20 protein-coding genes are annotated in these 22,975 nt (G+C 65.7%); 6 read left to right on the forward strand and 14 right to left on the reverse strand.

Translation table 11 applies throughout. The features are described from left to right. Positions 1-43: 43 nt before the first annotated feature. On the reverse strand, positions 44-1,333 hold the full coding sequence (locus IY716_RS02395) for a DUF349 domain-containing protein (RefSeq protein WP_218220038.1): 1,290 nt from the start codon (positions 1,331-1,333) through the stop codon (positions 44-46). 81 nt (positions 1,334-1,414) lie between these two features. On the opposite strand from IY716_RS02395, the gene hisS reads away from it, so the two are divergent. The 3 genes from hisS (at position 1,415) to IY716_RS02410 (ending at position 6,200) form a co-directional block, all read left to right on the forward strand. Further along, positions 1,415-2,755: a histidine--tRNA ligase gene (gene hisS / locus IY716_RS02400; protein ID WP_218220039.1), complete on the forward strand. Its 1,341-nt coding sequence runs from the start codon at positions 1,415-1,417 to the stop codon at positions 2,753-2,755. 79 nt (positions 2,756-2,834) lie between these two features. Further along, positions 2,835-4,643, forward strand: a complete 1,809-nt coding sequence (gene aspS / locus IY716_RS02405; RefSeq protein WP_218220040.1) for an aspartate--tRNA ligase — start codon at positions 2,835-2,837, stop codon at positions 4,641-4,643. 66 nt (positions 4,644-4,709) lie between these two features. Further along, positions 4,710-6,200: a replication-associated recombination protein A gene (locus tag IY716_RS02410; protein WP_369699559.1), complete on the forward strand. Its 1,491-nt coding sequence runs from the start codon at positions 4,710-4,712 to the stop codon at positions 6,198-6,200. Positions 6,201-6,264: 64 nt separating this feature from the next. Here IY716_RS02410 and IY716_RS02415 read toward each other — a convergent pair whose 3' ends face one another. The 4 genes from IY716_RS02415 to IY716_RS02430 are packed head-to-tail and all read right to left on the reverse strand — an operon-like array spanning position 6,265 to position 10,614. Then, complete coding sequence (locus IY716_RS02415) at positions 6,265-7,992, reverse strand: cytochrome bc complex cytochrome b subunit (RefSeq protein ID WP_218220041.1); 1,728 nt, start codon at positions 7,990-7,992, stop codon at positions 6,265-6,267. 5 nt (positions 7,993-7,997) lie between these two features. Then, complete coding sequence (locus IY716_RS02420; protein WP_218220042.1) at positions 7,998-9,050, reverse strand: ubiquinol-cytochrome c reductase iron-sulfur subunit; 1,053 nt, start codon at positions 9,048-9,050, stop codon at positions 7,998-8,000. A 60-nt stretch (positions 9,051-9,110) separates the two neighbouring features. Beyond that, the gene (locus IY716_RS02425; RefSeq protein WP_218220043.1) at positions 9,111-9,908 is read right to left on the reverse strand and encodes a cytochrome c; all 798 of its coding nucleotides are present in this window, start codon (positions 9,906-9,908) and stop codon (positions 9,111-9,113) included. A gap of 58 nt (positions 9,909-9,966) precedes the next feature. Next, on the reverse strand, positions 9,967-10,614 hold the full coding sequence (locus IY716_RS02430; RefSeq protein ID WP_369699560.1) for a heme-copper oxidase subunit III: 648 nt from the start codon (positions 10,612-10,614) through the stop codon (positions 9,967-9,969). A gap of 199 nt (positions 10,615-10,813) precedes the next feature. On the opposite strand from IY716_RS02430, the gene trpD reads away from it, so the two are divergent. Continuing rightward, positions 10,814-11,896: an anthranilate phosphoribosyltransferase gene (gene trpD / locus IY716_RS02435; RefSeq protein ID WP_369699561.1), complete on the forward strand. Its 1,083-nt coding sequence runs from the start codon at positions 10,814-10,816 to the stop codon at positions 11,894-11,896. Here trpD and def read toward each other — a convergent pair. The 5 genes from def to IY716_RS02460 form a co-directional block, all read right to left on the reverse strand. After that, positions 11,877-12,509, reverse strand: a complete 633-nt coding sequence (gene def, locus IY716_RS02440) for a peptide deformylase (RefSeq protein WP_218220044.1) — start codon at positions 12,507-12,509, stop codon at positions 11,877-11,879. The genes trpD and def overlap by 20 nt on opposite strands. Positions 12,510-12,639: 130 nt before the next feature. Then, on the reverse strand, positions 12,640-13,041 hold the full coding sequence (locus tag IY716_RS02445; protein WP_192590621.1) for a cytochrome c oxidase subunit 4: 402 nt from the start codon (positions 13,039-13,041) through the stop codon (positions 12,640-12,642). Beyond that, positions 13,041-14,765: a cytochrome c oxidase subunit I gene (ctaD, locus tag IY716_RS02450; protein ID WP_218220045.1), complete on the reverse strand. Its 1,725-nt coding sequence runs from the start codon at positions 14,763-14,765 to the stop codon at positions 13,041-13,043. The genes IY716_RS02445 and ctaD overlap by 1 nt, the downstream gene beginning before the upstream one ends. Before the next feature lie 2 nt (positions 14,766-14,767). After that, on the reverse strand, positions 14,768-15,643 hold the full coding sequence (gene coxB, locus IY716_RS02455) for a cytochrome c oxidase subunit II (protein WP_218220046.1): 876 nt from the start codon (positions 15,641-15,643) through the stop codon (positions 14,768-14,770). Positions 15,644-15,984: 341 nt separating this feature from the next. Next, entirely contained in the window at positions 15,985-16,401 is a 417-nt protein-coding gene (locus IY716_RS02460; protein ID WP_218220047.1) for an iron-sulfur cluster assembly accessory protein, read from the reverse strand. A gap of 131 nt (positions 16,402-16,532) precedes the next feature. Here IY716_RS02460 and IY716_RS02465 point away from each other — a divergent pair, with 131 nt between their 5' ends. Next, positions 16,533-17,141: a DUF3043 domain-containing protein gene (locus IY716_RS02465; protein ID WP_218220048.1), complete on the forward strand. Its 609-nt coding sequence runs from the start codon at positions 16,533-16,535 to the stop codon at positions 17,139-17,141. Positions 17,142-17,259: 118 nt separating this feature from the next. Here the strand turns inward: IY716_RS02465 and IY716_RS02470 are convergent, their stop codons facing one another. Continuing rightward, positions 17,260-18,333 carry a quinone-dependent dihydroorotate dehydrogenase gene (locus IY716_RS02470; protein ID WP_218220049.1) on the reverse strand — a complete coding sequence of 358 codons (1,074 nt, stop codon included), beginning with the start codon at positions 18,331-18,333 and terminating at the stop codon, positions 17,260-17,262. 54 nt (positions 18,334-18,387) lie between these two features. On the opposite strand from IY716_RS02470, the gene IY716_RS02475 reads away from it, so the two are divergent. Next, positions 18,388-19,458, forward strand: coding sequence for an alpha/beta hydrolase (locus tag IY716_RS02475; RefSeq protein WP_218220050.1), 1,071 nt, complete (start codon positions 18,388-18,390; stop codon positions 19,456-19,458). On the opposite strand, the gene IY716_RS02480 is transcribed toward IY716_RS02475, so the two are convergent. The 3 genes from IY716_RS02480 to leuA form a co-directional block, all read right to left on the reverse strand. Next, the gene (locus IY716_RS02480; protein ID WP_255316403.1) at positions 19,410-20,210 is read right to left on the reverse strand and encodes an isoprenyl transferase; all 801 of its coding nucleotides are present in this window, start codon (positions 20,208-20,210) and stop codon (positions 19,410-19,412) included. The genes IY716_RS02475 and IY716_RS02480 overlap by 49 nt on opposite strands. A gap of 57 nt (positions 20,211-20,267) precedes the next feature. Beyond that, positions 20,268-21,014, reverse strand: coding sequence for a DNA repair protein RecO (recO, locus tag IY716_RS02485; RefSeq protein ID WP_218220052.1), 747 nt, complete (start codon positions 21,012-21,014; stop codon positions 20,268-20,270). A 76-nt stretch (positions 21,015-21,090) separates the two neighbouring features. Continuing rightward, the gene (gene leuA / locus IY716_RS02490; protein ID WP_218220053.1) at positions 21,091-22,857 is read right to left on the reverse strand and encodes a 2-isopropylmalate synthase; all 1,767 of its coding nucleotides are present in this window, start codon (positions 22,855-22,857) and stop codon (positions 21,091-21,093) included. Positions 22,858-22,975: the final 118 nt, after the last annotated feature.

A 22,975-nucleotide genomic window follows, 5' to 3' on the forward strand; every position in this document is an offset into this window, starting at 1 on the left:
GATGGGCAGGGCCGCAGAATCTCTGACGAGTGTAATCTATTCGTTACTTCAACATATCGCGCCAGCTCCTGCGCGCGTCGAGAGCCTCCTGTGCCTGCTCGATAGAACGAGTGTCTCCGCTGGCCTGGGCCGACTCAAGCTCACGTTCAAGTCCAGCAATAGTCTCGTCCAGCTGACTGAGCATCGAGTTCTGCCGGGCGATGGTCTCGGGATCGGTCTTGCGCCAATGCGCCGCCTCGGCATCACGGAAGGCGTCCTGAACCTGCTTCAGCCGACCCTCTGTGCTCTTCATATCTTGGCGAGGCACGCGCCCGGCCGCATCCCAGCGCGCCAGCAGCGACTGGTACTGCTCCCTGGAGGCCTCGGGGTTCTCGAAGGGCATCAGGGCCTCGAGCTTCTCCAGGATCTCCAGCTTCACCACGAGATTCTCGGCGTATTCGGCATCGGTCTCCGCATTGACCTTGTCGCGGGCTCCGAAGAAGACATCCTGAGCGGCCCGGAAGCGAGTCCACTGCGAGTCATCGGTCTTCCTGGCACCGCGGCCCAGCGCCTTCCAGTCGTCCATGAGCCGGTGGTAGGCCTTCGTGGTGGAGCCGAAGTCCTCGGAGTCCTGAAGCGCCTCAGCCTCGGCGATCAGCGCCTCCTTGGCCGCTTTGATGTCACCGTGCTCCTTGTCCCTCGTGGCGAAGAAGGCGCGGCGGTTCTTCTCGAAGAGGTTGCGCGCGCTGCGGAACCTCTTCCAATACGGGTCCTCCTGGGCCTTGGTCAGTCGCGGAGGCTTCTTCTGCTCGCCCTTCCAGGCTTCGAAGAGCTCGTTCATCCGCGCCTGGGCACTCTTCCAGTGCTGGGTGCTGGGATCCGCACCGGCGAGCACCTCAGCCTCCGCCACGATCCGCTCACGGGTGGCCAGGTGCTCGGCGAGGACCGCCTCCGTCTCCTGCTGCTCCAGGGCGTTGCGGGCCTGGATCTCGACCGTGAGCTGCCCGAGCAGCGCAGCCAGTGCAGCGGTGTCCCCTACCCAGACGCCGTCCTGGAGCTCCTTGGCGATGTGCTGGGCCGACTCTTGCAGGGCCTTGGCCGAGTCGGCTCCTGCCGCGATGCGGGCGCGCAGCAGCAGGGCACGGTTGAACAGCTCGTCAAACTTGCGGGTGAAGTACAGCAGGGCCTCATCTGCACTGGCGCCGGAGAACTGACCCACGTAGGTCTCAGCCGGCTCACCCTCCGCGGCGTTCTCGGTCAGCGCGAAGACGTGCCCTTCCTCATCCACGCGGGCGAAGCGATGGGCGTCGGTGAGGGAGGTCTCATGATGATCGGGCTTGACTGCAGGACTCATGCCCACCAGCGTACCGGAGCCGCTATGATGAACGGGCCCGATTCCAGGCTCCCCCGACGACCAAGGACTGCGCGCACACTCATGGCACGAACCACCTCTCTCTCCGGCTTCACCGAATGGCTCCCCGAAGAGCGGCTGGTGGAACTCCACGTGCTGGACACTCTCCGTGAGGTCTTCGAACGCCATGGCTTCGGCTCCATCGAGTCCCGCGCGGTGGAGACCATCGACACGCTGCTGCAGAAGGGCGAGATCGACAAGGAGATCTACGCGGTCTCCCGGCTGCAGGAGGAGGATGGGAAAGAGGCACGGCTTGCGCTGCACTTCGATCTGACCGTCCCGTTCGCCCGCTACGTCGTGGAGAACGCCGGGCACCTGGACTTCCCCTTCCGGCGGTACCAGATACAGAAGGTCTGGAGGGGCGAACGCCCGCAGGACGGCCGCTTCCGCGAATTCACCCAGGCCGACATCGACCTCGTGGGCGACGGCGCACTGCCCTTCCGCAGCGACGTGGAGATCGCGCTGGTCATGGCTCAGGCGCTTCAAGCGCTGCCGATCGGGGACTTCATGCTGCGGGTCAACAACCGCAAGCTCTCGGAAGGCTTCTACCGCTCCATCGGCCTCGAAGACACCACCGCCGTGCTGCGCGCCATCGACAAGCTCGAGAAGATCGGTGCTGAGAAGGTCGCCGAGGAGCTCACCTCCAGCGGTGCCGCCACGCCTGCGCAGGCCCAGCAGGCGCTGGAACTGGCACAGATCCGCGCCACCGACACCTCGTTCGTCGGGCAGGTCCGCGGGCTCCTCGGTGACACCGAGGCGGACGATCTGCTCGAGGCCGGACTCGCCGAGCTCGAAGAGGTCGTCGCCGAACTGAACAAGCGAGTGCCCGGAAGGGTCACCGCCGATCTGTCCATCGCCCGAGGACTCGACTATTACACCGGCACCGTCTACGAGACCGTGCTGCTCGGTCATGAGTCCCTGGGCTCGGTGTGCTCCGGCGGCCGCTATGAATCACTGGCTTCCAAGGGCAAGCGCAGCTTCCCCGGCGTCGGCCTCTCCATCGGGGTGACCCGGCTGATCTCACGGATCCTCGCCGAGGGTGGTCTCTCCGCCACGCGCAAGGTCCCTGCCGCGGTCTATGTGGCGCTGCGCTCCGAGGATGACTGGGGAGCGGCGCAGGATGTCGCCGATGCACTGCGCGCTCGCGGCCTCAACGTCGAGGTGGCGCTGAAGGCGGAGAAGTTCGGCAAGCAGATCCGCCATGCCGACCGTCGCGGCATCCCCTATGTCTGGTTCACCGACGACGACGGGGCCCACGAGGTCAAGGACATCCGCTCGGGGGACCAGTTCAGCGCCGATCCCGCCAGCTGGACTCCCCCGGCCGATGACAGGCTTCCCCGGATAGTAGAATCGGCCACCGACTGATACCGCGCCACGCAGCGGCCGCGACGGTTCCCCGCCGCAGGCCCAGCGCACCAGCTCATAATCCCTCAGGAAGGACACCGTGCTCCGCACACACACCACCGGCTCACTGAACGCCGCGCACATAGGTCAAACCGTCACCCTCACCGGATGGGTGGCGCGACGCCGAGACCACGGCGGGGTGGCCTTCCTCGACCTGCGTGACGCCTCCGGGGTCGCTCAGGTGGTGGTGCGTGAGGAGGCGGACTTCGACCCGCTGCGCAATGAGTTCGTGCTGCAGGTGACCGGTTCCGTGGAGCGCCGCCCGGCCGGCAATGAGAACCCGAACCTGCCCTCGGGCGAGGTCGAGCTCATCGCTGACACGGTGACGGTGCTCAACACCGCGGCCCCGCTCCCCTTCCAGATCGATGAGCATGTGGAGATCGGCGAAGAAGCCCGGCTGCGCCACCGCTATCTGGACATGCGCCGCGAGGGTCCCCAGCGCGCACTTCGGCTGCGCTCCGAGGCGAACCGCGTCGCCCGTGACCTGCTGCATGAGCAGGCGTTCACCGAGATCGAGACACCTACGCTGACCCGCTCCACCCCGGAGGGCGCACGCGACTTCCTGGTCCCGGCCCGGCTTGCCCCCGGCGCCTGGTACGCGCTGCCGCAGTCCCCGCAGCTGTTCAAGCAGCTGCTGCAGGTCGGTGGATTCGAGAAGTACTACCAGATCGCCCGCTGCTACCGCGATGAGGACTTCCGCGCTGATCGCCAGCCGGAGTTCACCCAGCTGGACATCGAGGCCAGCTTCGTGGAGCAGGAGGACATCCTCGCCCTGGCGGAGGAGCTCGTGCGCCGGCTCTGGAAGCTCATCGACGTGGAGCTGCCGGCGCAGATCCCGCACATCACCTACCACGAGGCCATGGCGCGCTACGGCTCGGACAAGCCGGACCTGCGCTTCGACCTTGAGCTCACCGAGCTCACCGAGTACTTCAAGGACACCAGCTTCCGAGTCTTCAAGGCCGACTACGTGGGCGCCGTGGTCATGCCCGGCGGCGCCTCCCAGCCGCGCCGCACGCTCGATGCCTGGCAGGAATGGGCCAAGCAGCGCGGAGCCAAGGGTCTGGCCTATGTGCTCATCGGCGAGGACGGCGAGCTCGGAGGCCCCGTCGCAAAGAACCTCACCGATGCCGAGAAGACCGGACTCGCAGCGGCCACCGGCGCCTCCCCCGGTGACTGCATCTTCTTCGCCGCCGGCGAGGTGTCCCCCTCGCGAGGCCTGCTCGGCGCCGCCCGCAACGAGATCGCCTCCCGGGTGGGTCTCATAGACGAGAACGCCTGGTCCTTCGCATGGGTGGTCGACGCCCCGATGTTCGAGCCTGCAGCCCAGGCGCAGGCCGCTGGAGATGTTGCAGTGGGCTCGGGTGCCTGGACCGCGGTCCATCACGCGTTCACCGCACCCAAGCCGGAGTTCGCCGAGAGCTTCGATCAGGATCCCGGCTCCGCCCTGGCCAACGCCTACGATCTCGTCTGCAACGGCAATGAGATCGCCGGCGGTTCGCTGCGTGTCTACCGGCGCGATGTGCAGGAGCGGATCTTCAAGGTCATGGGCATCCCCGAGGACGAGGCGCAGGAGAAGTTCGGCTTCCTGCTCGACGCCTTCAAGTTCGGCGCCCCGCCCCACGGCGGCATCGCCTTCGGCTGGGACCGGGTCGTCTCACTGCTCGCAGGGGAAGACTCCATCCGCGAGGTCATCGCCTTCCCCAAGTCCGGCGGCGGCTACGACCCGCTGACCGCTGCCCCTGCGCCGATCACGGCCCAGCAGCGCAAGGAAGCCGGTGTGGACGCGAAGCCCGAACCGAAATCTGACGCCGCGGCGCAGACTCAGGGCGGGGAGAAGGCGAAGGCGTGATCCCCACCGGGTAATCTGGAACAGATTTCTTCGAATCTTTCTACGAACCCACCTCTAGGAGGCGCAGTGGCCGATCCCATCTCCGGGGACCTCTTCGCCTCCGATGACTTCGGTGACGACGACGCGCCGGCCCCTGCTCCGGCGGAGCCGGGCGCGCGTCGTCGTCATACCCCGCTGGCGGTGCGGATGCGTCCGCGCACCCTCGAGGAGATCCTCGGACAGCAGCACCTGCTCGAACACGGCTCTCCACTGCGCGTCCTCGCCGAAGGCTCGCGCGGACCTGCCGGGGCCTCCTCGGTGATCCTCTACGGTCCTCCAGGCACAGGCAAGACCACCCTGGCCCATGTCTTGGCGCGCGGCGCCTCACGGAAGTTCGTCGAACTCTCCGCGATCCGAGCAGGGGTCAAGGACGTGCGCCAGGTGATGGACCGCGCGCTGGAGGATCGTGATCTGCGCGGCCAGACCACGGTGCTGTTCCTCGATGAGATCCACCGGTTCAACAAGGCGCAGCAGGACGCGCTTCTGCCCGGGGTCGAGAACGGCTGGGTGATCCTGGTCGCGGCCACCACCGAGAACCCCTCCTTCTCCATCATCGCGCCGCTGCTCTCGCGGTCGTTGATGCTCACGCTGCGGTCGCTGACCTCCGAGGACCTCTCCGGTCTGATCACCCGGGCATTGCAGGACACCCGTGGCCTGGACTCAGCCTTCGAGCTGGAGGACGCCGCGCGAGATCATATTCTGCGCATGGCCGGTGGAGACGCCAGACGGGTGCTCACCACGCTGGAGGCAGCAGCTGCGGTCGCCGCAGGCAAGGCCGCGGACGGCGAGGCGACCGACGGCACCCCCGGCACGGGCGAGACTCTCGAAAGCAGCACCGAGGACAGCACAGTGGAGATCCCTCCGGTCTCCCCCGCCGCTCCTGTCACCATCACCGCCAAGGACGCGGAACAGGCGATGGACTTCGCGGTGCAGCGCTACGACCGTGACGGTGACCAGCATTACGACATCGTCTCGGCATTCATCAAGTCACTGCGCGGCTCCGATCCCGACGCGGCGCTGCACTACCTGGCGCGCATGATCGTCGCCGGCGAGGATCCCCGCTTCATCGCCCGTCGACTGGTCATCGCGGCTGGCGAGGAAGTAGGGATGGCCGACCCCACTGCGCTGCAGACCGCCATGGCCGCCGCGGATGCGGTGGCGCTGATCGGCATGCCGGAGGCGAGGATCCTCCTGGGCCAGGCCACTGTGCACATCGCGACAGCCCCGAAGTCCAATGCGTCCTATAAGGCGCTGGACGCCGCCATCGCCGATGTCCGGGCGGGCAAGTCGGGTCTCGTCCCGCCGCATCTGCGCGACGCGCACTACGCAGGCGCCCATCGGATGGGCCACGGCAAGGGCTATGTCTACGCGCATGATCAGCCCCACCATGTGGCGGCCCAGCAGTACCCACCCGACGAGCTGGTCGGGGTCGACTACTACAAGCCCACCGGCAACGGCGCCGAGCGCGCCGTGGCCGAGCGGCTGGAGAAGCTGCGCTACATCATCCGCGGCAGCTGAGCCGCACCGACACAGAAGCGGCCGCCTCCCGGGAAGGGAGACGGCCGCTTCTGTGTGCACCGCGTCAGTGCTTGCTGGACTCCAGCTGGGCCGAGGCCGCCGCCGGAAGCGCAGCCGAGGACTCGTGGTGATCGTGGGACAGCGCCTCGAGGTACTCCTCGCGGCTGACCGGCGCCACGCGATCTTCGAAGAAGACCCGGTTCAGCCCTGCGCGGGACTTCTCCAGCAGTGACACCTTGCCCTTGGCGTTGGGCCGGGCGGGAGTCACCTCCGGAGACTCATACGCCACCAGGGTGAAGAGCTCGTAGTCGTTGACCCGATTGTGCTTTTCACGGAACTCGCCATGGGGAAGCATCTCGATGACTCCGGCCTCGTTGCCGTGCAGCACGATCTCACGGTCCTTGCGCTGCAGCGCCAGACAGATCCGTTTGGTGATGATGAACGCCAGGATCGGTCCGAGGAAGAACAGCACCCGGAGCCAGATGATCACGTCATTGAGCGAGAGCGAGAAGTGCGTGGCCATCAGGTCCGATGACGCGGCACCCCACATCACGAAGTACCAGACCATCATGGCCATGCCGAAGGCGGTGCGGCCCGGAGCGTTGCGGGGACGATCCAGCACGTGATGTTCCTTCTTGTCACCGGTGATCCACGCCTCCAGGAAGGGCCACACGAAGAGGCCGAGCAGCAGCACCGTGATCGGAATCATCGGGATCAGCACTGGAAGCGCCACGCTGTTGCCGCCCCACGGGGTGGGGAGCACGAACTCCAGCGGGATGTCCCCGATGTAACCGGGCATCAGGCGCAGCACGCCGTCGAACCAGCCGATGTACCAGTCAGGCTGAGTGCCTGCCTGCACCGGGGAGGGATCGTAGGGCCCGTAGTTCCAAAGCGCGTTGATCTGGAAGAGACCTGCCAGCAGCGCGAGCACGCCGAAGACGACGAAGAGGAATCCACCGGCCTTCGCGGCGTAGACCGGCCCGATCGGGTAGCCGACCACATTGCGTTCGGTGCGGCCCGGGCCGGGGTACTGCGTGTGCTTGTGCACCACGACCATGAACAGGTGCACCGCGATCAGGATGAGGATCACTGCGGGGATCACGAAGATGTGCAGCGAATACAGCCGGGGAATGACCTCGTCTCCGGGGAACTCGCCGCCGAAGAGGAAGAAGGAGATGTAGGTGCCGACCATCGGGATGGCCTTGAGCATACCGTCGATGATGCGCAGACCGTTGCCGGAGAGCACCTCATCGGGCAGCGAGTAACCGGTGAAGCCGGCACCCAGACCGGCGACGAGCAGCGCGCAGCCGACGACCCAGTTCAGCTCGCGCGGCTTGCGGAATGCGCCGGTGAAGAAGACGCGGAGCATGTGCACGGCCATGGCCATGACGAACATCAGCGCGCCCCAGTGGTGCAGCTGACGCATGAACAGGCCGCCGCGGACGTCGAAGGAGAGCTCCAGGGCAGTGGCATAGGCCATCGACATCTCCACGCCCTGCATGGGCGCATAGGAGCCGTCGTACTGCGTGCTGGCCATGGAGGGATCGAACCAGAAGGTCAGGAAGGCACCGGAGACCACGGTGATCAGGAAGCTGTAGAGAGCCACCTCACCGAACATGAAGGTCCAGTGATCGGGGAAGACCTTGCGTCCGAATTCGCGGACCAGACCGGTGCCGCCCACGCGCTGATCCACGTAGTTGGAGATCCGGCCGGTGCGGGTGGCCGGCTGGTACTGATCCACCTCGGAGTACTGCGCCTCGGTGTATTTGGGTTCTAGGGACTGAGTGCTCATGATCTTTAGCCACGCTCCCAGTAGGTGGGGCCGACGGGTTCGGTGAAGTCGCTGCGAGCAACGAGGAAGCCCTCATCGTCCACGGTGATGGGCAGCTGGGGCAGCGGGCGCCCTGCGGGGCCGAAGATCACCTTGAACTGCTGGGCAGCGTCGAAGGTGGACTGGTGGCAGGGGCAGAGCAGGTGGTGCGTATGACGCTCATAGAGCGCCACCGGGCAGCCCACATGCGTGCAGACCTTGGAGCAGGCGATGATGCCCTCGTGGGTCCAGTTCTCTCGTTCGCCGGTGGCTGGCGCGAGCTCATCGGGCTGCATCCGGATCAGCAGGACCACGGACTTGGCCTTGGCCGCGAGGCGCTCACCGTGCCCCGAGATCTCTCGAAGGGTCTCGGGCACGACGTGCACCACAGACCCGACGGTGAGGTCCGCGGCACGGATGGGAGTGCCGGTGGGGTCACGCACCAGGCGCACCCCTTCCTCCCAGATGGTGTGGCGCATGCGCTCCACGCCAAAGTCCTCGGAGCGATCGAGATCGCGCAGCACGACGACGGCGGGCAGCGGTGCCAGCAGGGCGGCGCCGATGAGCGTGTTCCGCAGCAGCGGGCGGCGCTTGATCTGGGTCTCGTCGACGATCTCGTTGACGGTCGCAGCAGCCTCGGCGCGATCTTCTTCCTTGCGCAGCGGCTTGCGGTCCTCGATGACCTCGTGGTCGGGCATCAGGGCGCGGGCCCACTGGACCACGCCGAGCCCGATGCCGAGCATGGCGAAGGCCACACCGAGCCCGAGCAGGGTGTTTTGCAGACGCAGCATCTCGAGGTCGCCCGCCGTGACGCCGACGACGAAGTAGCCGACGAAGAACATCACTGTGCCGATGATGGAGATCAGAAAGAGCGCAGAAACCTGACGCTCGGCGCGCTTCGCCGCCTTCTCATCCACATCTGCCAACCGCGGACGGTGCGGCGGCAGGCCCGGGTTGTCGATGGCGTGGCCACTCGACTTCCCGTCACCGGCTCTGATGACGGCGTCCGACTGCGGATCGCCGTTACCGTGCTCGCCCATATGGTTCTCGTCCTTTGCTTGAGTATTTACGTTGTGCGTGCGTGCCAGGTGCTGCGGTGATCAGGAGGACCGTGAGGTCAGCCAGACCATGGAGCCGATCAGCAGGACCAAACCGAGGGTCCAGATGAGCAGGCCCTCAGACACCGGGCCCAGCGAGCCGAGCGCGAAGCCTCCGGGCACGCCTTGAGATTCGTTGTTCTTCAGGAACGCGATGATGTCGCGCTTGTCATCAGCCGGGATGTTCGAGTCGTTGAACTCCGGCATGTTCTGCGGGCCGGTCACCATGGCCTCGTAGATGTGCTTGGACTCCACTCCTGCAAGGGCGGGTGCGAACTTGCCCTCGGTGAGCGCACCGCCGGCAGCGGCCGCGTTGTGGCACATGGCGCAGTTGATGCGGAAGAGCTCGCCGCCCCGGGAGATATCTCCCTCGGAGGCGTCAAGGTACTCGTCCTCGGGGACGGACGGACCGGCACCGAGCGATGCGACATAGGCCGCGAGCTGCATCGTCTGTTCATCATTGAACTGTGCCGGCTTCTCCTGCGCCTGCGGGCCCGACATCTGCATGGGCATGCGCCCGGTGCCGACCTGGAAGTCGACAGCGGCCGCTCCGGCGCCGACAAGCGACGGGCCGGCGTCACTGCCGACGGCGTTGATGCCGTGGCAGGTGGCGCAGTTGGCCACGAAGAGGCGTTCGCCCTCCTCCACGTCCGAGGCGGAGTAGGCATCGGGGACGTTCGATGCCTGTGCCTCGTTGACGGAGGTCGCGGCGGCGTAGAGCCCTCCAGTGAGCAAGAGGCCCAGGAGGAGCAGTGCCACTGCCGCAAGGGGGTGGCGACGCTGCTGTGAAAGTGCCTTCACGTGCCGGTTCCTAACTTCTCGGTGCGATATCAGCTTGTGTGCGTGACGAAGGTGATGCTCAGGCGAACATCGGCAAGAGGTAGACGATGCCGAAGAGCGCGATCCACACGACGTCCACGAAGTGCCAGTAGTACGAGATGACGACTGCGGCGTGGGCTTCCCGGTGGGTGAACTTCACGCTGAAGTACGCACGTGCGATCACGTAGAGGAAGGCGATGAGCCCGCCGACGACGTGCAGGCCGTGGAAGCCGGTGGTGATGTAGAAGGCGGATCCGAAGGAGTTCGAGGAGACGGTGATCCCGTGGGACACCAGCTCGGCAAACTCGAATGTCTGACCTGCGATGAAGACGGCACCCATGAGGAAGGAGAGGATGTACCACTCCACCATGCCCCAGTGCTTGATCTGGAAGGCTCCTCCGGTGCGGCGAGGCTGGTGCCGCTCGGCCGCGAAGACCCCGAACTGAGCAGTCACCGAGCTCGCGACCAGGATCACGGTGATGGTGGTGGCCAGCGGGATCGCCAGCGTTCCACCACCTTCGGCGAACATCTCGGGCTGCGTGGAGCGCAGCGTGAAGTACATGGCGAACAGACCGGCGAAGAACATCAGCTCACTGGTGAGCCAGACCATGGTGCCCACGGACACCATGTTGGGACGGTTCGGCAGCGTTCGCGCCGGAGCGATTGGGGCTTGGGTTGCAGACGTCACGCATTCATTATGTCCTGAAACCTCAGCTGTTTGCGACCGCAGCCGCTTGTGTGGCGCGCTTCAAGATCCTTGTCAGAGGGCGGATTCCGCGCCATTCCCAGGATCCGCCAAGGTGGAGTGGACAAAAAATCCGTCAATATTTCTACAGCGTGTCGAAATAGGACGGAGCGGAAGGACGCCGGGCCGATAGTCTGGGGCTGTGAAACCTCCGACATCCGCCGATCTCCGCACCCCAGCGCACGACCTGCCGGGCAGCTGGCCCGAGCTGCTCGAGACGCTCCTGGCCGGGCAGCACCTGAGCGCGAACACCTCTGCCTGGGCGATGGACCAGCTCATGAGCGGGGCACTCAGCGACGGTGAGATCGCCGCCTTCCTCGTCGCACTGCGCGCCAAGGGCGAGGTCGCGGAGGAGCTCGTCGGTCTGAGCACCACCATGATGGACAAAGCCGTGCCGCTGAGCATCCAGGGGCCCACCTTGGACATCGTGGGCACCGGCGGTGACATGCTGGGCACGGTGAACATCTCCACCATGTCCTCACTGACCGCGGTGGGGGCGGGGGCTCGGGTGGTCAAGCACGGCAATCGCGGCGCCTCTACCACTGCGGGGGCGGCTGACGTGATCGAAGCCCTCGGCGTGGATCTGAGTCTCAGCCCCGAGAAGGTGGCCCTCGCCGCCGAAGAAGTGGGCATCACCTTCCTCTTCGCGCAGAGCTTCCACCCCTCGATGCGTCATGTGGGGCCTGTGCGGCGCCAACTGGGCATCAGGACGGTCTTCAATTTCCTGGGTCCGCTGTCCAACCCGGCGCGCGTCACGGCGCAGGCACTCGGCTGCGCGAGCCCCACGCTGGCTCCGCGAATGGCAGAGGTTCTTGCGGTGCGCGGGACCCGAGGCCTGGTGTTCCGCGGGCAGGACGGACGGGACAAGATCACCACCTCGGCCTCCACCGATCTGTGGGAGGTGCGTGAGGGTGAGGTGTCCCATACCGTGCTCAGCCCGGAGGACGTGGGTCTGCGCCGCGTGGGCGTGGAAGACCTGCGTGGCGGAAGCGGGTCTGAGAACGCGCAGATCGTGCGGCGGCTGCTCTCCGGCGAGCCTGGGCCGGTGCGCGACGCCGTCGTCCTCAATGCCGCGGCCGGACTGACCAGCCTTGACGAGCGTGCCGAGGGTGATCTGCTCGAGCGGCTTCGGGCGAACATGGTCCTCGCCGAGGAGTCCATCGACTCCGGTGCCGCCGCCGATGTGCTGCGCCGCTGGGTTCAGTTCAGCCAGTCTGCGCGCTGAGCCCCGACTCCGAGGCTTCTTGGGAGTCCTCGAGCTCGTCGTGGCCGAAGGGATCGGGATCCACGCCCGGCAGCCAGCTGAGTCCGGGTTCGTTCCACCCCTCGCGCTTCATAGCCTTCTTCCATCTCCTCGCCCACTTGGCATCCAGCCGGTTGACGTAGAGGTAGCCGTCGAGATGGTCGTACTCGTGCTGGAGGATGCGGGCGAACCACCCGGTGGCCTCGAAGGAGAGCACCTCGCCCTCCAGGTCCAGTCCGGTGATCTCCACGTGTTCACTGCGCTTGAGCGGATAGCTGTAGCCCGGCGCTGAGAGGCAGCCCTCCGCCTCCTCTTCGCGGTCCGGTGCCTCTTTGGAGACCTTCCCGATGAGCCGCAGGCGCGGATTGATGATGACCCCTGAGCTGGGCTGGTCCCCGGAGTCGGGATACGCGTAGGTGAAGATGCGAAGCCCCACACCGATCTGGGGTGCAGCCAGTCCGACTCCGTGAGCCGCCTCCTGGGTGTCGAACATGTCGGCCACGAGCTCTCGGATGGAATCGTCGATGGTCTCGACCTCGTCCGCGCGCCGGTGCAGCACCGGTTCGCCGTGGATGGTGATGGGGCGGATCGTCATAGCCGAATTCTACTGGCACACGTGGCAGCCTCGACACGAAGAAGCCCGCTGTGAGTCGATGCTCACAGCGGGCTTCTTCTGACCGGAGGTCTCTATCCGGTGCTCTCCGCAGTGGCGCGGAGGTGGTCGATCAGTGGGCGTAGCGCTTGCGGTTGAACTCAAGCACCCATCCGGTGATGAAGAACAGCCCCGGAATCAGCGCGATGAAGAAGACCCACCAGTCGATCGCGAGACCGAAGAACGCAAACGCGGCGGAGAAGCCGAGACCGATCGGCCACCAGCTCCACGGGGAGAACTCCCCGTAGTTGCCTGCCATCTGTTCGATCTCACCCTCGGGGTTGTCGCTGTCGAGCACTTCGCTGTTCTTGGCCACCATTCGCAGGTAGAACCAGAGCATGAGTGCCATGCCGGAGGTCAGAAGCAGCAGCGGGAATCCGGCGAGATCCTCGAAACCACTCCAGAATCCATAGATGAAGGCAACGATCAGGGCGAATACGCCCAGCGCGCCGAAGAGCCTGATATTGGTCTTCATCAGACACCTGCCTTATCCGACTGATCTGCTGGTCCGAAGATCTTGGCCGCCGGTGATTCAGCGGTGTGACGATCGGCGAGCTCGGGATGGTGGAGGTCGAGCGCAGGACGCTCGGACCGGATCCGTGGGAGCGAATAGAAATTGTGCCGCGGCGGCGGGCAGGAGGTTGCCCATTCGAGCGAGCCGCCGAAGCCCCAGGGGTCATCCACGAGGACCTTCTTGCCCTTGCGCGAAGTGATCCAGACGTTCCAGAAGAACGGAATCAGTGAGGCGCCCAGCAGCATGGAGAAGATCGTGGAGAACTGGTTCATCGCGGTGAACCCATCCTCGACCATGTAGTCCGCGTAGCGACGGGGCATGCCCATGACGCCCAGCCAGTGCTGGATCATGAAGGTGCCGTGGAAGCCGATGAACAGCATCCAGAAGTTGATCTTGCCCAGACGCTCGTTGAGCATCTTCCCGGTCCACTTGGGCCACCAGAAGTAGAATCCGGCGAACATCGCGAACACCACGGTGCCGAAGACCACGTAGTGGAAGTGCGCCACCACGAAGTAGGTATCGGAGAGGTGGAAGTCCAGCGGCGGCACGGCGAGGATGATGCCGGTGAGTCCTCCGAAGAGGAACGTCACCAGGAAGCCGAGGCTCCAGAGCATCGGCGTCTCGAAGGTCAGCGACCCTCGCCACAGCGTGCCGATCCAGTTGAAGAACTTCACACCGGTGGGGACCGCGATCAGCATGGTCATCAGTGCGAAGAACGGCAGCATCACGGCGCCGGTCACGTACATGTGGTGTGCCCAGACGGTCACCGAGAGCGCGGCGATGGCGATCGTGGCGTAGACCAGACCCTTGTACCCGAAGATCGGCTTGCGGCTGAAGACCGGGAGGATCTCGGAGACGATGCCGAAGAACGGCAGCGCGATGATGTAGACCTCGGGGTGGCCGAAGAACCAGAACAGGTGCTGCCAGAGGACGGCACCGCCGGCCTCCGGATCGAAGATGTGTCCACCGAAGCGGCGGTCGAGTCCGAGACCGAAGAGCGCAGCTGCCAGCGGCGGGAAAGCCATCAGCACCAGGATCGAGGTGATCAGGGTGTTCCAGACGAAGATCGGCATCCGCCACATGGTCATACCCGGCGCACGCATACACAGGATGGTGGTGATGAAGTTGACGCCGCCCATGATGGTGCCGAAGCCGGTCAGCGCGAGGCCGAAGACCCAGAGGTCACCGCCGACGCCAGGCGAATAGGTGGTGTCAGAGAGCGGGGCGTAGGCGAACCAGCCGAAGGATGCAGCACCCTGCGGGGTCAGGAACCCTGCCATGGCGACCAGTGCGCCGAACAGGAAGAACCAGAAGGCCAGGGCGTTCAACCGAGGGAAGGCCACATCCGGGGCGCCGATCTGCAGCGGCATGATCGCGTTGGCGAAGCCTGCGAAGAGCGGAGTCGCGAACAGCAGCAGCATCACCGTGCCGTGCATGGTGAAGAGCTGGTTGTACTGCTCCTTGGTCTGCAGCAGCTGCATTCCAGGCTCGAAGAGCTCGGCGCGGATCAGCAGCGCCATCACACCGCCGACACAGAAGAACAGGAACGAGGAGATCAGGTACATGTACCCGATGACCTTGTGGTCGGTCGTCGTCAACCAATTGACGACGATCTTTCCCTTGGAGCGGGGGACGACGCGGGAGACGTCGCGTGCATCATCTGCACTGTATTCGAGGGTCGCCACTGTCAGTCGTCCCCTTCAGTCACGGCCACATTTTCGGCCAGGTTTGGGTTGCGGTCATACTCGTCGCCGAGCTTGCCCTCGGGCAGAGTCTCGAGGTAGTCACGGAACTCTTCGTCCGAGACGACCTCCACGTTGAAGAGCATCTCCGAGTGGTACTCGCCGCAGAGCTCCGCGCACTTGCCGTCGAAGCTGCCGAGCTCCTGCGGAGTCAGGTGGATGGTGTTCGTTCGGCCGGGGATCATGTCTCGCTTCTGCAGGAAGGCCGGGATCCAGAACGAGTGGATGACGTCGCGGGCGTTCAGCTCGAAGGTCACGGGCTCATCAACCGGGAGATAGAGCGTCGGGAGTTCATCGCGGACACCCTCCTCACCGGTGAGGTGGGCCTGCACGCCGGCGAAGTAGCGCTCCTCGCCCTCGTAGTTGTAGTTGAAGTCCCAGGCCCACTGCTTGCCGCGGACATCGATCACCAGGTCGGGGTCCTCGTTGGGGTCATCGACCGAACGCTGCACCTGGTCGGTGTAGAAGAACAGGACACCCACCATGACCAGCGGGACGATCGTGTACATGATCTCCAGCGGGATGTTGTACGCCAGCTGACGTGGATATCCGGTCTCACCCTTGCGCCGACGGTAGGCGATCATGCACCAGAGCATCAGGCCCCAGGTGATCAGCCCCACGATGAGCGCCGCGATCCAGGAGTTGACCCACAGATCAGTCAGTTCAGCAGTGTTGCTGGTGGTGTCTCGGCTGCCCGGAAGCCACCCGCGTGCCGCGGGGTTGTCTCCGGAGCAGGCGCTGAGCACCAGTGCCGCCGCGCTGGCCAGTGCAACTGTCTTGACTGCACGGCCTCGGCTGCCGGTTCGTTTATGCGAACTCACAGACGGCCCTTCCTCTATCTCGGTGTGCGAATGTTGTGTCCTCCGGCGTGACGTCGACCGCGCTGCACGCGGACTCCAGACCCCCATAGACGCTTCGCGCTCAAGACTACTACGTCCTGTAGAGGACGGGGAGGACGGACACCCGCGACGGGAGCATCTGATCTGCCCCTTTCCGGTCGGCGCAGTGGTCCCGGACATGACAAAACTCCGCTTCTACCCGGTGTAGAAAACCAGGGAAGCGGAGTTTCGTCTGTGCAACGACGAGTTCCGAATCAGCGGCGGATATGTCGCCTATGTGACGCGGGACCCTGTCCGGCGGGCCGGATGGAAGGAGCTGCGGATCAGTGGAAGGAGTCACCGCAGGCGCAGGAACCGCCGGCGTTGGGGTTGTCGATGGTGAAGCCCTGCTTCGAGATCGAATCCTCGAAGTCGATGGTGGCGCCTTCAAGATAAGGAACGCTCATCTTGTCCACCACGACCTCGACACCGTTGAAGGCGCGAAGCGCATCACCGTCGAGCACGCGCTCGTCGAAGTAGAGCTGGTAGATCAGACCCGAGCACCCGCCGGGCTGGACAGCCACGCGCAGACGAAGGTCCTCGCGGCCCTCCTGCTGCAGCAGCGATGAGACCTTCTGTGCGGCGGTCTCGCTCAGCTCCACCTGGTGAGCCTTGAAGCCCTCCACAGTGGATCCGGAGATCTCAGTTGCGGCGGTCTCCCCCGCCGTCGTGGTGGTGGTGTCTTCGGTGGTGGTGCTCATGGCATACACCTCTCTCGTTGTAGCGGCAGGCCTGTATCTCTACGGTAACAACGTGCAGCCCTGCAGGGTTCATTCCCGTGGCCGGGGATCCTTGCCCAGATCTGCCCTATTATTCCCGCTACACTGGAGCGGTGCTAGGACGTAAGAAAAATACCGCTGATCAGATCGCCGAGGCCGAGGCAGCTCGAGCCCGCGAGGACGCCTCCACCACCAGGCGCCAGCCTGAGAAGAAGGGCGTGCCCACCCCCAAGCGCAGCGAACAGGTGGCCGCACGACGCCGTCCTCTCGTGCAGAACGATCGCAAGCTCGCCCGCGCCGCGCAGCGCCAGCAGATGGCCGACCAGCGCGTGAAGATGCGACGGGCGATGGAGACGGGCGAGGAGAAGTACCTTCCCCCACGCGACCGTGGTCCGCAGCGTCGGTTTGTCCGCGACTACGTCGACGCACGGATGGGCATCGGCGAATGGATGCTCATCATCGTTCTTATCTTCCTCTTCGCCTCATTCGTCATGAACGAGCAGATGCGCATCGTGGTCAGCCAGATCCTGTGGCTCTTCGTCCTCGCCGTCATCGTCGAAGCGTGGTGGGTCGGCCGCACGGTGCGCAAGAAGCTCGACGCAAAGTTCGGGCCTGAGAATCGGGAACGCGGGATCCGCTTCTATGCCGCCATGCGTGCGCTGCAGATCCGTCGCCTGCGACTTCCCAAGCCGCTCGTCGCCCGCGGGCAGTTCCCCTCCTAGGGTCCAGCCGCTTCGCAGCTCCCACATCAGCCGCTCCGCAGCTCCCACATCAGCCGCTCCGCAGCTCCCACATCAGCCGCTCCGCAGCTCCCACATCAGCCGCTCCGCAGCTCCCACATCAGCCGCTCCGCAGCAGGGACGCCAGGCGGCGGTTGATGCGCCGGACCCAGAATGGACCCTCGTAGACGAAGGCTGTGTAGCCCTGGACCAGGGTGGCGCCGTGGGAAAGCCGCTCGGCGACGTCGTCACCGCTTCTCACTCCCCCGACGGAGATGATCGCCGTGGTGCGCGGCAGCCGTTCGCGCAGCCGCTGCAGCACCTCGAGCGACCGTTGCGCGAGCACCGGGCCGCTGAGCCCCCCGGCGCCCATCGCCTGGACGGTCTCTTGATCCGTACTCAGTCCCTCGCGCGAGATCGTGGTGTTCGTGGCGATCACACCGTCCAGCCCGAGGTCGGTCACCAGCGCGGCCACCGCGTCGACGTCGTCGTCATTGAGATCCGGAGCGATCTTGACCAGCAGCGGGACATGGCCGCCTGCGGCCTGATCAGCTTCCTGTCCGACGGCGAGGAGCAGGGGGCGCAGCGCTTCGATGTCCTGGAGCTGGCGCAGGCCCGGGGTGTTCGGCGAGGACACATTGACCACGAGGTAGTCGGCCACCGGGGCCAGCACCCGTGTGGAGCTCAGGTAGTCCGCAGTGGCCTCTTCCAGGGGCGTGAGCTTGGTCTTGCCGATATTGACCCCCACCACGGGCGCGTGGCGTCCAGCGGCCTTCAGCCTCGTGATCCGGTCCCGGATGTCCTGAAGCCGCGGGCGCAGTGCTTCAGCGCCGTCGTTGTTGAACCCCATCCGATTGATCAGCGCGTGGTCCTTGACCAGCCTGAAGAGTCGCGGCTTCGGATTCCCGGGCTGGGCGGCGGCAGTCACGGTCCCGATCTCGATGTGACCGAAGCCCAGGTTCGCCAGCGGCAGGACGGTCGTCGCGTCCTTGTCGAATCCGGCCGCCAGTCCGAAGGGTGAGGGCCACACCAGGCCCAGCGCCTTGATCTCCAGCGATTCGGCGGGTCTGCACCACCGTGCGAGGACCGCGCTGACCCCGATCCTCTCACCCAGCCTCAGCCCGGAGATGACGAGATGGTGGGCGGTCTCGGGATCCAGTCGGGAGAGAACAGTGGTGAAGAGGAAGCGGTACATGGCCTCCATCCTAGAATGCGCACCGCAGTTCGACGCCTCATTAGGATGGATCCCATGGACGAACTGCTCGAGGACACGCCGCCCGGCGTCTGGTCAGCCGACCATCTTCAGGACTGCCTGCGTCTGACCCTGCCGCTGGGTGAGGATGAGGAGGGAAGCGTCAGCGCCACGCTCATCAGCTACTCCCCCGACCCGGCCCAGCAGCGGGTCCACGCGGAACATCGGTCCACCACCGGGGAGAGCGCTGCGGAGAGCGTCGAGCTTGCCCCGGTGCTGCACATCCACGGCTGGTCAGATTATTTCTACAACCTTCCTCTGGCGCGCAGCTGGCAGCGCGCGGGGCGTCCCTTCTACGCACTGGACCTGCGGAAGTACGGACGCAGCCTGCGCAGCTGGCAGACCCCGGGATATGTGGCCTCCCTGGAGACCTACGACGCCGACCTGGGCGCCGCTCTGGACGAGATCCGGGCCATGCACCCAGAGTCGCCAGCGCCGATCATCCATGCTCACTCCACCGGTGGTCTGGTGGCGGCCCTGTGGGCGCAGCGAAACCCCGCCAGAGCCAGCGCGCTGATCCTGAACAGCCCCTGGCTCGAGCTCTCCGGGGACGTCGCCGCGAGGACCGCCACTGAGGGAATCCTCGCTCCGCTGGGCCAGTTCTCCCCCACCAGGGCGCTGAAGCTTCCCGCCATCGACAACTACTGGCAGTCGCTGTCCAACCAGGCCCAGGGGGAATGGACCTTGCATCCGCAGTGGCGACCGCGAAACTCCTTCCCCATCCGGGCGGGCTGGATGCGCGCCGTCCTGGCTGGACATCGCAAGGTCTACGAAGGCCTGGGGCTCACGCTGCCGATCCTGGTGCTGCTCTCCGGGACCACCGCCTACCGCCGGCACTGGACCGAGGAGCTCAAGGAATCCGACTCGGTGCTCGATGTGGAGCTGCTGGCCCGCCGGGCCGTCAAGCTCGGCGATCAGGTGACCGTGGTGCGCGTCCACCGCGCGCTGCATGATGTCTTCGCCTCCGAGGAGGCCGTCCGCAACCGCGCCTTCGATGAGGTGCAGCGCTGGCTCCTGGCCTACGCCCCAGAGCGGTCGGCCGTGAACCTGTCCACCGCGGCGCCGTAGCGGCGGTCTCGCCTGGCGTAGATCTCCACAGCCTCCCACAGCGTGGTGCGGTCCACGTCCGGCCAGAGCACGTCCATGAAGACCATCTCCGCGTAGGCGGACTGCCAGAGCAGGAAGTTTGAGATCCGCTGCTCGCCGGAGCTGCGCAGGAAGAGGTCCACATCGGGCAGGTCCGGCTCATCCAGGTGGGCCGCGACGGTCTTCTCGGTGATCTTTCCGGGGTCCATCCGTCCCGCCGCCACCTCGCGAGCGATGAGCTTGACCGCGTCAGTGATCTCGGCACGCCCGCCATAGTTCACACACATGGTCAGCGTGAAGCGGGTGTTCTGCGCGGTCAGCTGCTCGGAGGTCTCCAACTCGCGGATCACCGAGCGCCAGAGCCGTCCCGGCTGCCCGTTCCAGCGGATCCGCACGCCCCAGGAGTTCAACACGTCGCGCTGCCGCCGGAGCACCTGCCGGGAGTAGCCCATCAGGAAGCGGACCTCATCCGGTGATCGCTTCCAGTTCTCGGTGGAGAACGCGTAGACGCTGATGTGCTTGACGCCGATCTCGATCGCTCCGGCGATCACGTCCATCAGCGCGGCCTCGCCGGCCCGGTGACCTTCGGTGCGGGGAAGCCCACGCTGGTTGGCCCAGCGGCCGTTGCCGTCCATGACGATGCCGATATGTGCCGGGACCAGCTCCGGCGGCACGTGGGGGGCCGAGACGCCGTCGGGATGGGGGGCCGGGTCCTGATAGCTGCGCTTGGACATGGCCCTCATTCTTCCATGGCCGCTGATCAGCTGAATGCGGGCTCAGAACCGGCTGGGTCAGAGCCCCAGCGAGCTGAGTCGGCGCTCCAGGTGATGTTGGGTGTAGCTGGTCACCACGGAGGTGGCCTCATGCCGGATGTCGCTGCGCGCCGCTCTGGTCTGCTCCCAATCTCCGTGCTGCAACGCGTGCAGCAGCTGCACCGTGGCCGGCTCCAGGGTGCGGGTGCCGGGCGGACGGCAGTCCGCACAGACCGGGCCGCTGGCGGCGGGATGGAATCCGGTATGCGCTCCTGGTCTGCCACAGGAGACACAGGAGGTCCAGGTGACCGCCCACCCTGCTGAGGACAGCGCGCGCAGCAGGTAGGAGTTCAGCACGACGTCGGCCGGGTGGACTCCCCGCGACAGTGCAGAGTAGGCGCCATGGAGCAGCGTGAACTGCTGGCCGCCGAAGACAGGGTCGGACTCCGCGTCCATGAGCCGTTCCGCGGCCTCGGCCATGGTGCTCGCCGCCATGTACTTGTCGTAGTCAGCGACGATGGGCGGCCCGTAGGTGTTCTTGGAGGTGGCCTGCGTGACGATGTCCAGTGACCTGCCGTGGACGAACTGCACGTCTGCCACCATGAACGGCTCCACCGTGGCACCGAACTTCGATGAGGTTCGGCGCACCCCTTTGGCCACGGCGCGCACCAGGCCATGGCCTGAGGTGAGCGCGGTGAGGATGCGATCGGCCTCACCCAGATTCTGGGTGCGCAGGATGATCGCTGAATCCCGGTACGAGCGGGACGCGAAGGTGGAGCCGGCCATGGTGGCAGAGTACTACAGCACGTTCCCCGCGGATCCCCCTCTGTGGCGGATCCGCAGTGCGCGGAACTGCCGCCCCTCAGAGCTGCTGGGCGGGGGCGACGTCGCGCAGGGCCCGGTTCACCGCCGAGATCACTGCTTGCAGCGAGGCCAGCGTGGTGTTGTGGTCCAGTCCCACGCCCCACAGCACGCGGTCACCGATGGCCAGCTCGACGAAGGACGCCGCCCGGGCATCACCGCCCTGACTCATCGCGTGCTCGGTGTAGTCGAGCAGTCGCACGTCGACGCCGTCGGCCGAGAGGATCTTCAGCAGCGCCGCGATGGGACCGTTCGCATGCGCCGACTGCGTCGCGGTGTGCCCACCGGCCTGCAGCTCGACTTCCATGTGGAACTCACCCTCGGCGTTCGAGGAGGTGTTGACCTCGTCGAGCCGGTAGTGGCCCCACTGGTGATGCTCGCTGTCCACGGGCAGGTACTCGTCCTGGAAGATCTGCCAGATCTCCTCGCCGGAGACCTCGCCGCCGCCGTCGTCGGCTCGACGCTGGATGACTCCGGAGAACTCCACCTGGGCGCGCCGCGGAAGGTCGATCCCCTGCTCGGACTTGAGCAGGTAGGAGACCCCGCCCTTCCCCGACTGGGAGTTGACGCGGATCACGGCTTCGTAGCTTCGCCCGATGTCCTTCGGGTCGATGGGCAGGTAGGGCACCGCCCAGGTGATCTCGTCTCGGGAGGTGCCGGCCGCCGCCGCGCGGGCATCCATATGCTCGAAGCCCTTCTTGATCGCATCCTGGTGCGAGCCGGAGAACGCGGTGAAGACCAGGTCGCCTCCGTAGGGCGAGCGTTCCGGGACGCCCATCTGGTTGCAGTGCTCCACGGTGCTGCGGATGGTGCTCATATCGCGGAAGTCGATCTCGGGATCCACTCCCTGGCTGAACAGGTTCATCCCCAGGGTCACGAGGTCGACATTGCCGGTGCGTTCCCCGTTGCCGAAGAGGCAGCCCTCGATCCGGTCGGCGCCGGCCATGTAGCCGAGCTCCGCGGCAGCGACGCCGGTGCCGCGATCGTTGTGCGGGTGCAGCGACATCACGATGGAATCGCGGTTGCGCAGATTCCGGTGCATCCACTCGATGGAGTCCGCATAGACGTTCGGGGTCGCCATCTCCACCGTGGCCGGGAGATTGACGATGACCGGCTTCTCGGGGGTGGCGCCGAAGACCTCGACCACCTCATCGGAGATGTGCGCGGCGAAGTCGAGCTCGGTGCCGGTGAAGGATTCCGGGGAGTACTGGTAGACGATCTCTGTCGGCGTCTCGGAGCTCGCATGCAGCTGCTCCTCATATTTCTTACACAGTCGCGCACCCTGGGTGGCGATGTCGACGATGCCGTCGCGGTCCTGCTTGAAGACCACCTCGCGCTGGAGCACCGAGGTGGAGTTGTACAGGTGCACGATGGCTCGCGGGGCACCGGCGATGGCTTCGAAGGTGCGCTCGATCAGGGCCTCACGCGCCTGGGTGAGGACCTGGATATACACGTCGGAAGGGATCTTGTCCTGCTCGATGAGCTGACGCACGAAGTCGAAGTCGGTCTGTGAGGCCGAGGGAAATCCCACCTCGATCTCTTTGAAGCCCATATTGACCAGGAGCTCAAACATGCGGTGCTTCCGGTCCGGGGTCATCGGATCGATGAGGGCCTGGTTGCCGTCGCGCAGATCCACTGCGCACCAGCGCGGGGCCGCCTTGATCGTCTTGTCCGGCCAGGTTCGGTCCGGCAGCGAGACCGTGATCTGGTCCTCGAAGGGCAGGTACCGGTGAAAGGGCATCGGTGAGGGCTTCTGAAGTTTGCGCATGGGACTTCCTTCTCTAGTCGTGCTGGGGGCAGGCGGTCGAGGCGGAGGAACTCCGCAGCGGGGATTCGACCCGAGAAGTGCCGCGCCGTGCTGATGCTGAGAAGCTTGACCGTATCCG

Source organism: Nesterenkonia sp. Act20 (genome assembly GCF_019173455.1).
Classification (GTDB): domain Bacteria; phylum Actinomycetota; class Actinomycetes; order Actinomycetales; family Micrococcaceae; genus Nesterenkonia.

Excerpts from the sequence above, each read along its gene's own strand:
- IY716_RS02395 (WP_218220038.1), bottom strand. The coding sequence starts at position 1,333 with ATGAGTCCTGCAGTCAAGCCCGATCATCATGAGACCTCCCTCACCGAC.
- hisS (WP_218220039.1), top strand. The coding sequence starts at position 1,415 with ATGGCACGAACCACCTCTCTCTCCGGCTTCACCGAATGGCTCCCCGAA.
- IY716_RS02415 (WP_218220041.1), bottom strand. The coding sequence starts at position 7,992 with ATGAGCACTCAGTCCCTAGAACCCAAATACACCGAGGCGCAGTACTCC.
- IY716_RS02420 (WP_218220042.1), bottom strand. The coding sequence starts at position 9,050 with ATGGGCGAGCACGGTAACGGCGATCCGCAGTCGGACGCCGTCATCAGA.
- def (WP_218220044.1), bottom strand. The coding sequence starts at position 12,509 with ATGACGATCCGCCCCATCACCATCCACGGCGAACCGGTGCTGCACCGG.
- IY716_RS02445 (WP_192590621.1), bottom strand. The coding sequence starts at position 13,041 with ATGAAGACCAATATCAGGCTCTTCGGCGCGCTGGGCGTATTCGCCCTG.
- IY716_RS02460 (WP_218220047.1), bottom strand. The coding sequence starts at position 16,401 with ATGAGCACCACCACCGAAGACACCACCACCACGACGGCGGGGGAGACC.
- IY716_RS02470 (WP_218220049.1), bottom strand. The coding sequence starts at position 18,333 with ATGTACCGCTTCCTCTTCACCACTGTTCTCTCCCGACTGGATCCCGAG.
- IY716_RS02475 (WP_218220050.1), top strand. The coding sequence starts at position 18,388 with ATGGACGAACTGCTCGAGGACACGCCGCCCGGCGTCTGGTCAGCCGAC.
- IY716_RS02480 (WP_255316403.1), bottom strand. The coding sequence starts at position 20,210 with ATGTCCAAGCGCAGCTATCAGGACCCGGCCCCCCATCCCGACGGCGTC.
- recO (WP_218220052.1), bottom strand. The coding sequence starts at position 21,014 with ATGGCCGGCTCCACCTTCGCGTCCCGCTCGTACCGGGATTCAGCGATC.
- leuA (WP_218220053.1), bottom strand. The coding sequence starts at position 22,857 with ATGCGCAAACTTCAGAAGCCCTCACCGATGCCCTTTCACCGGTACCTG.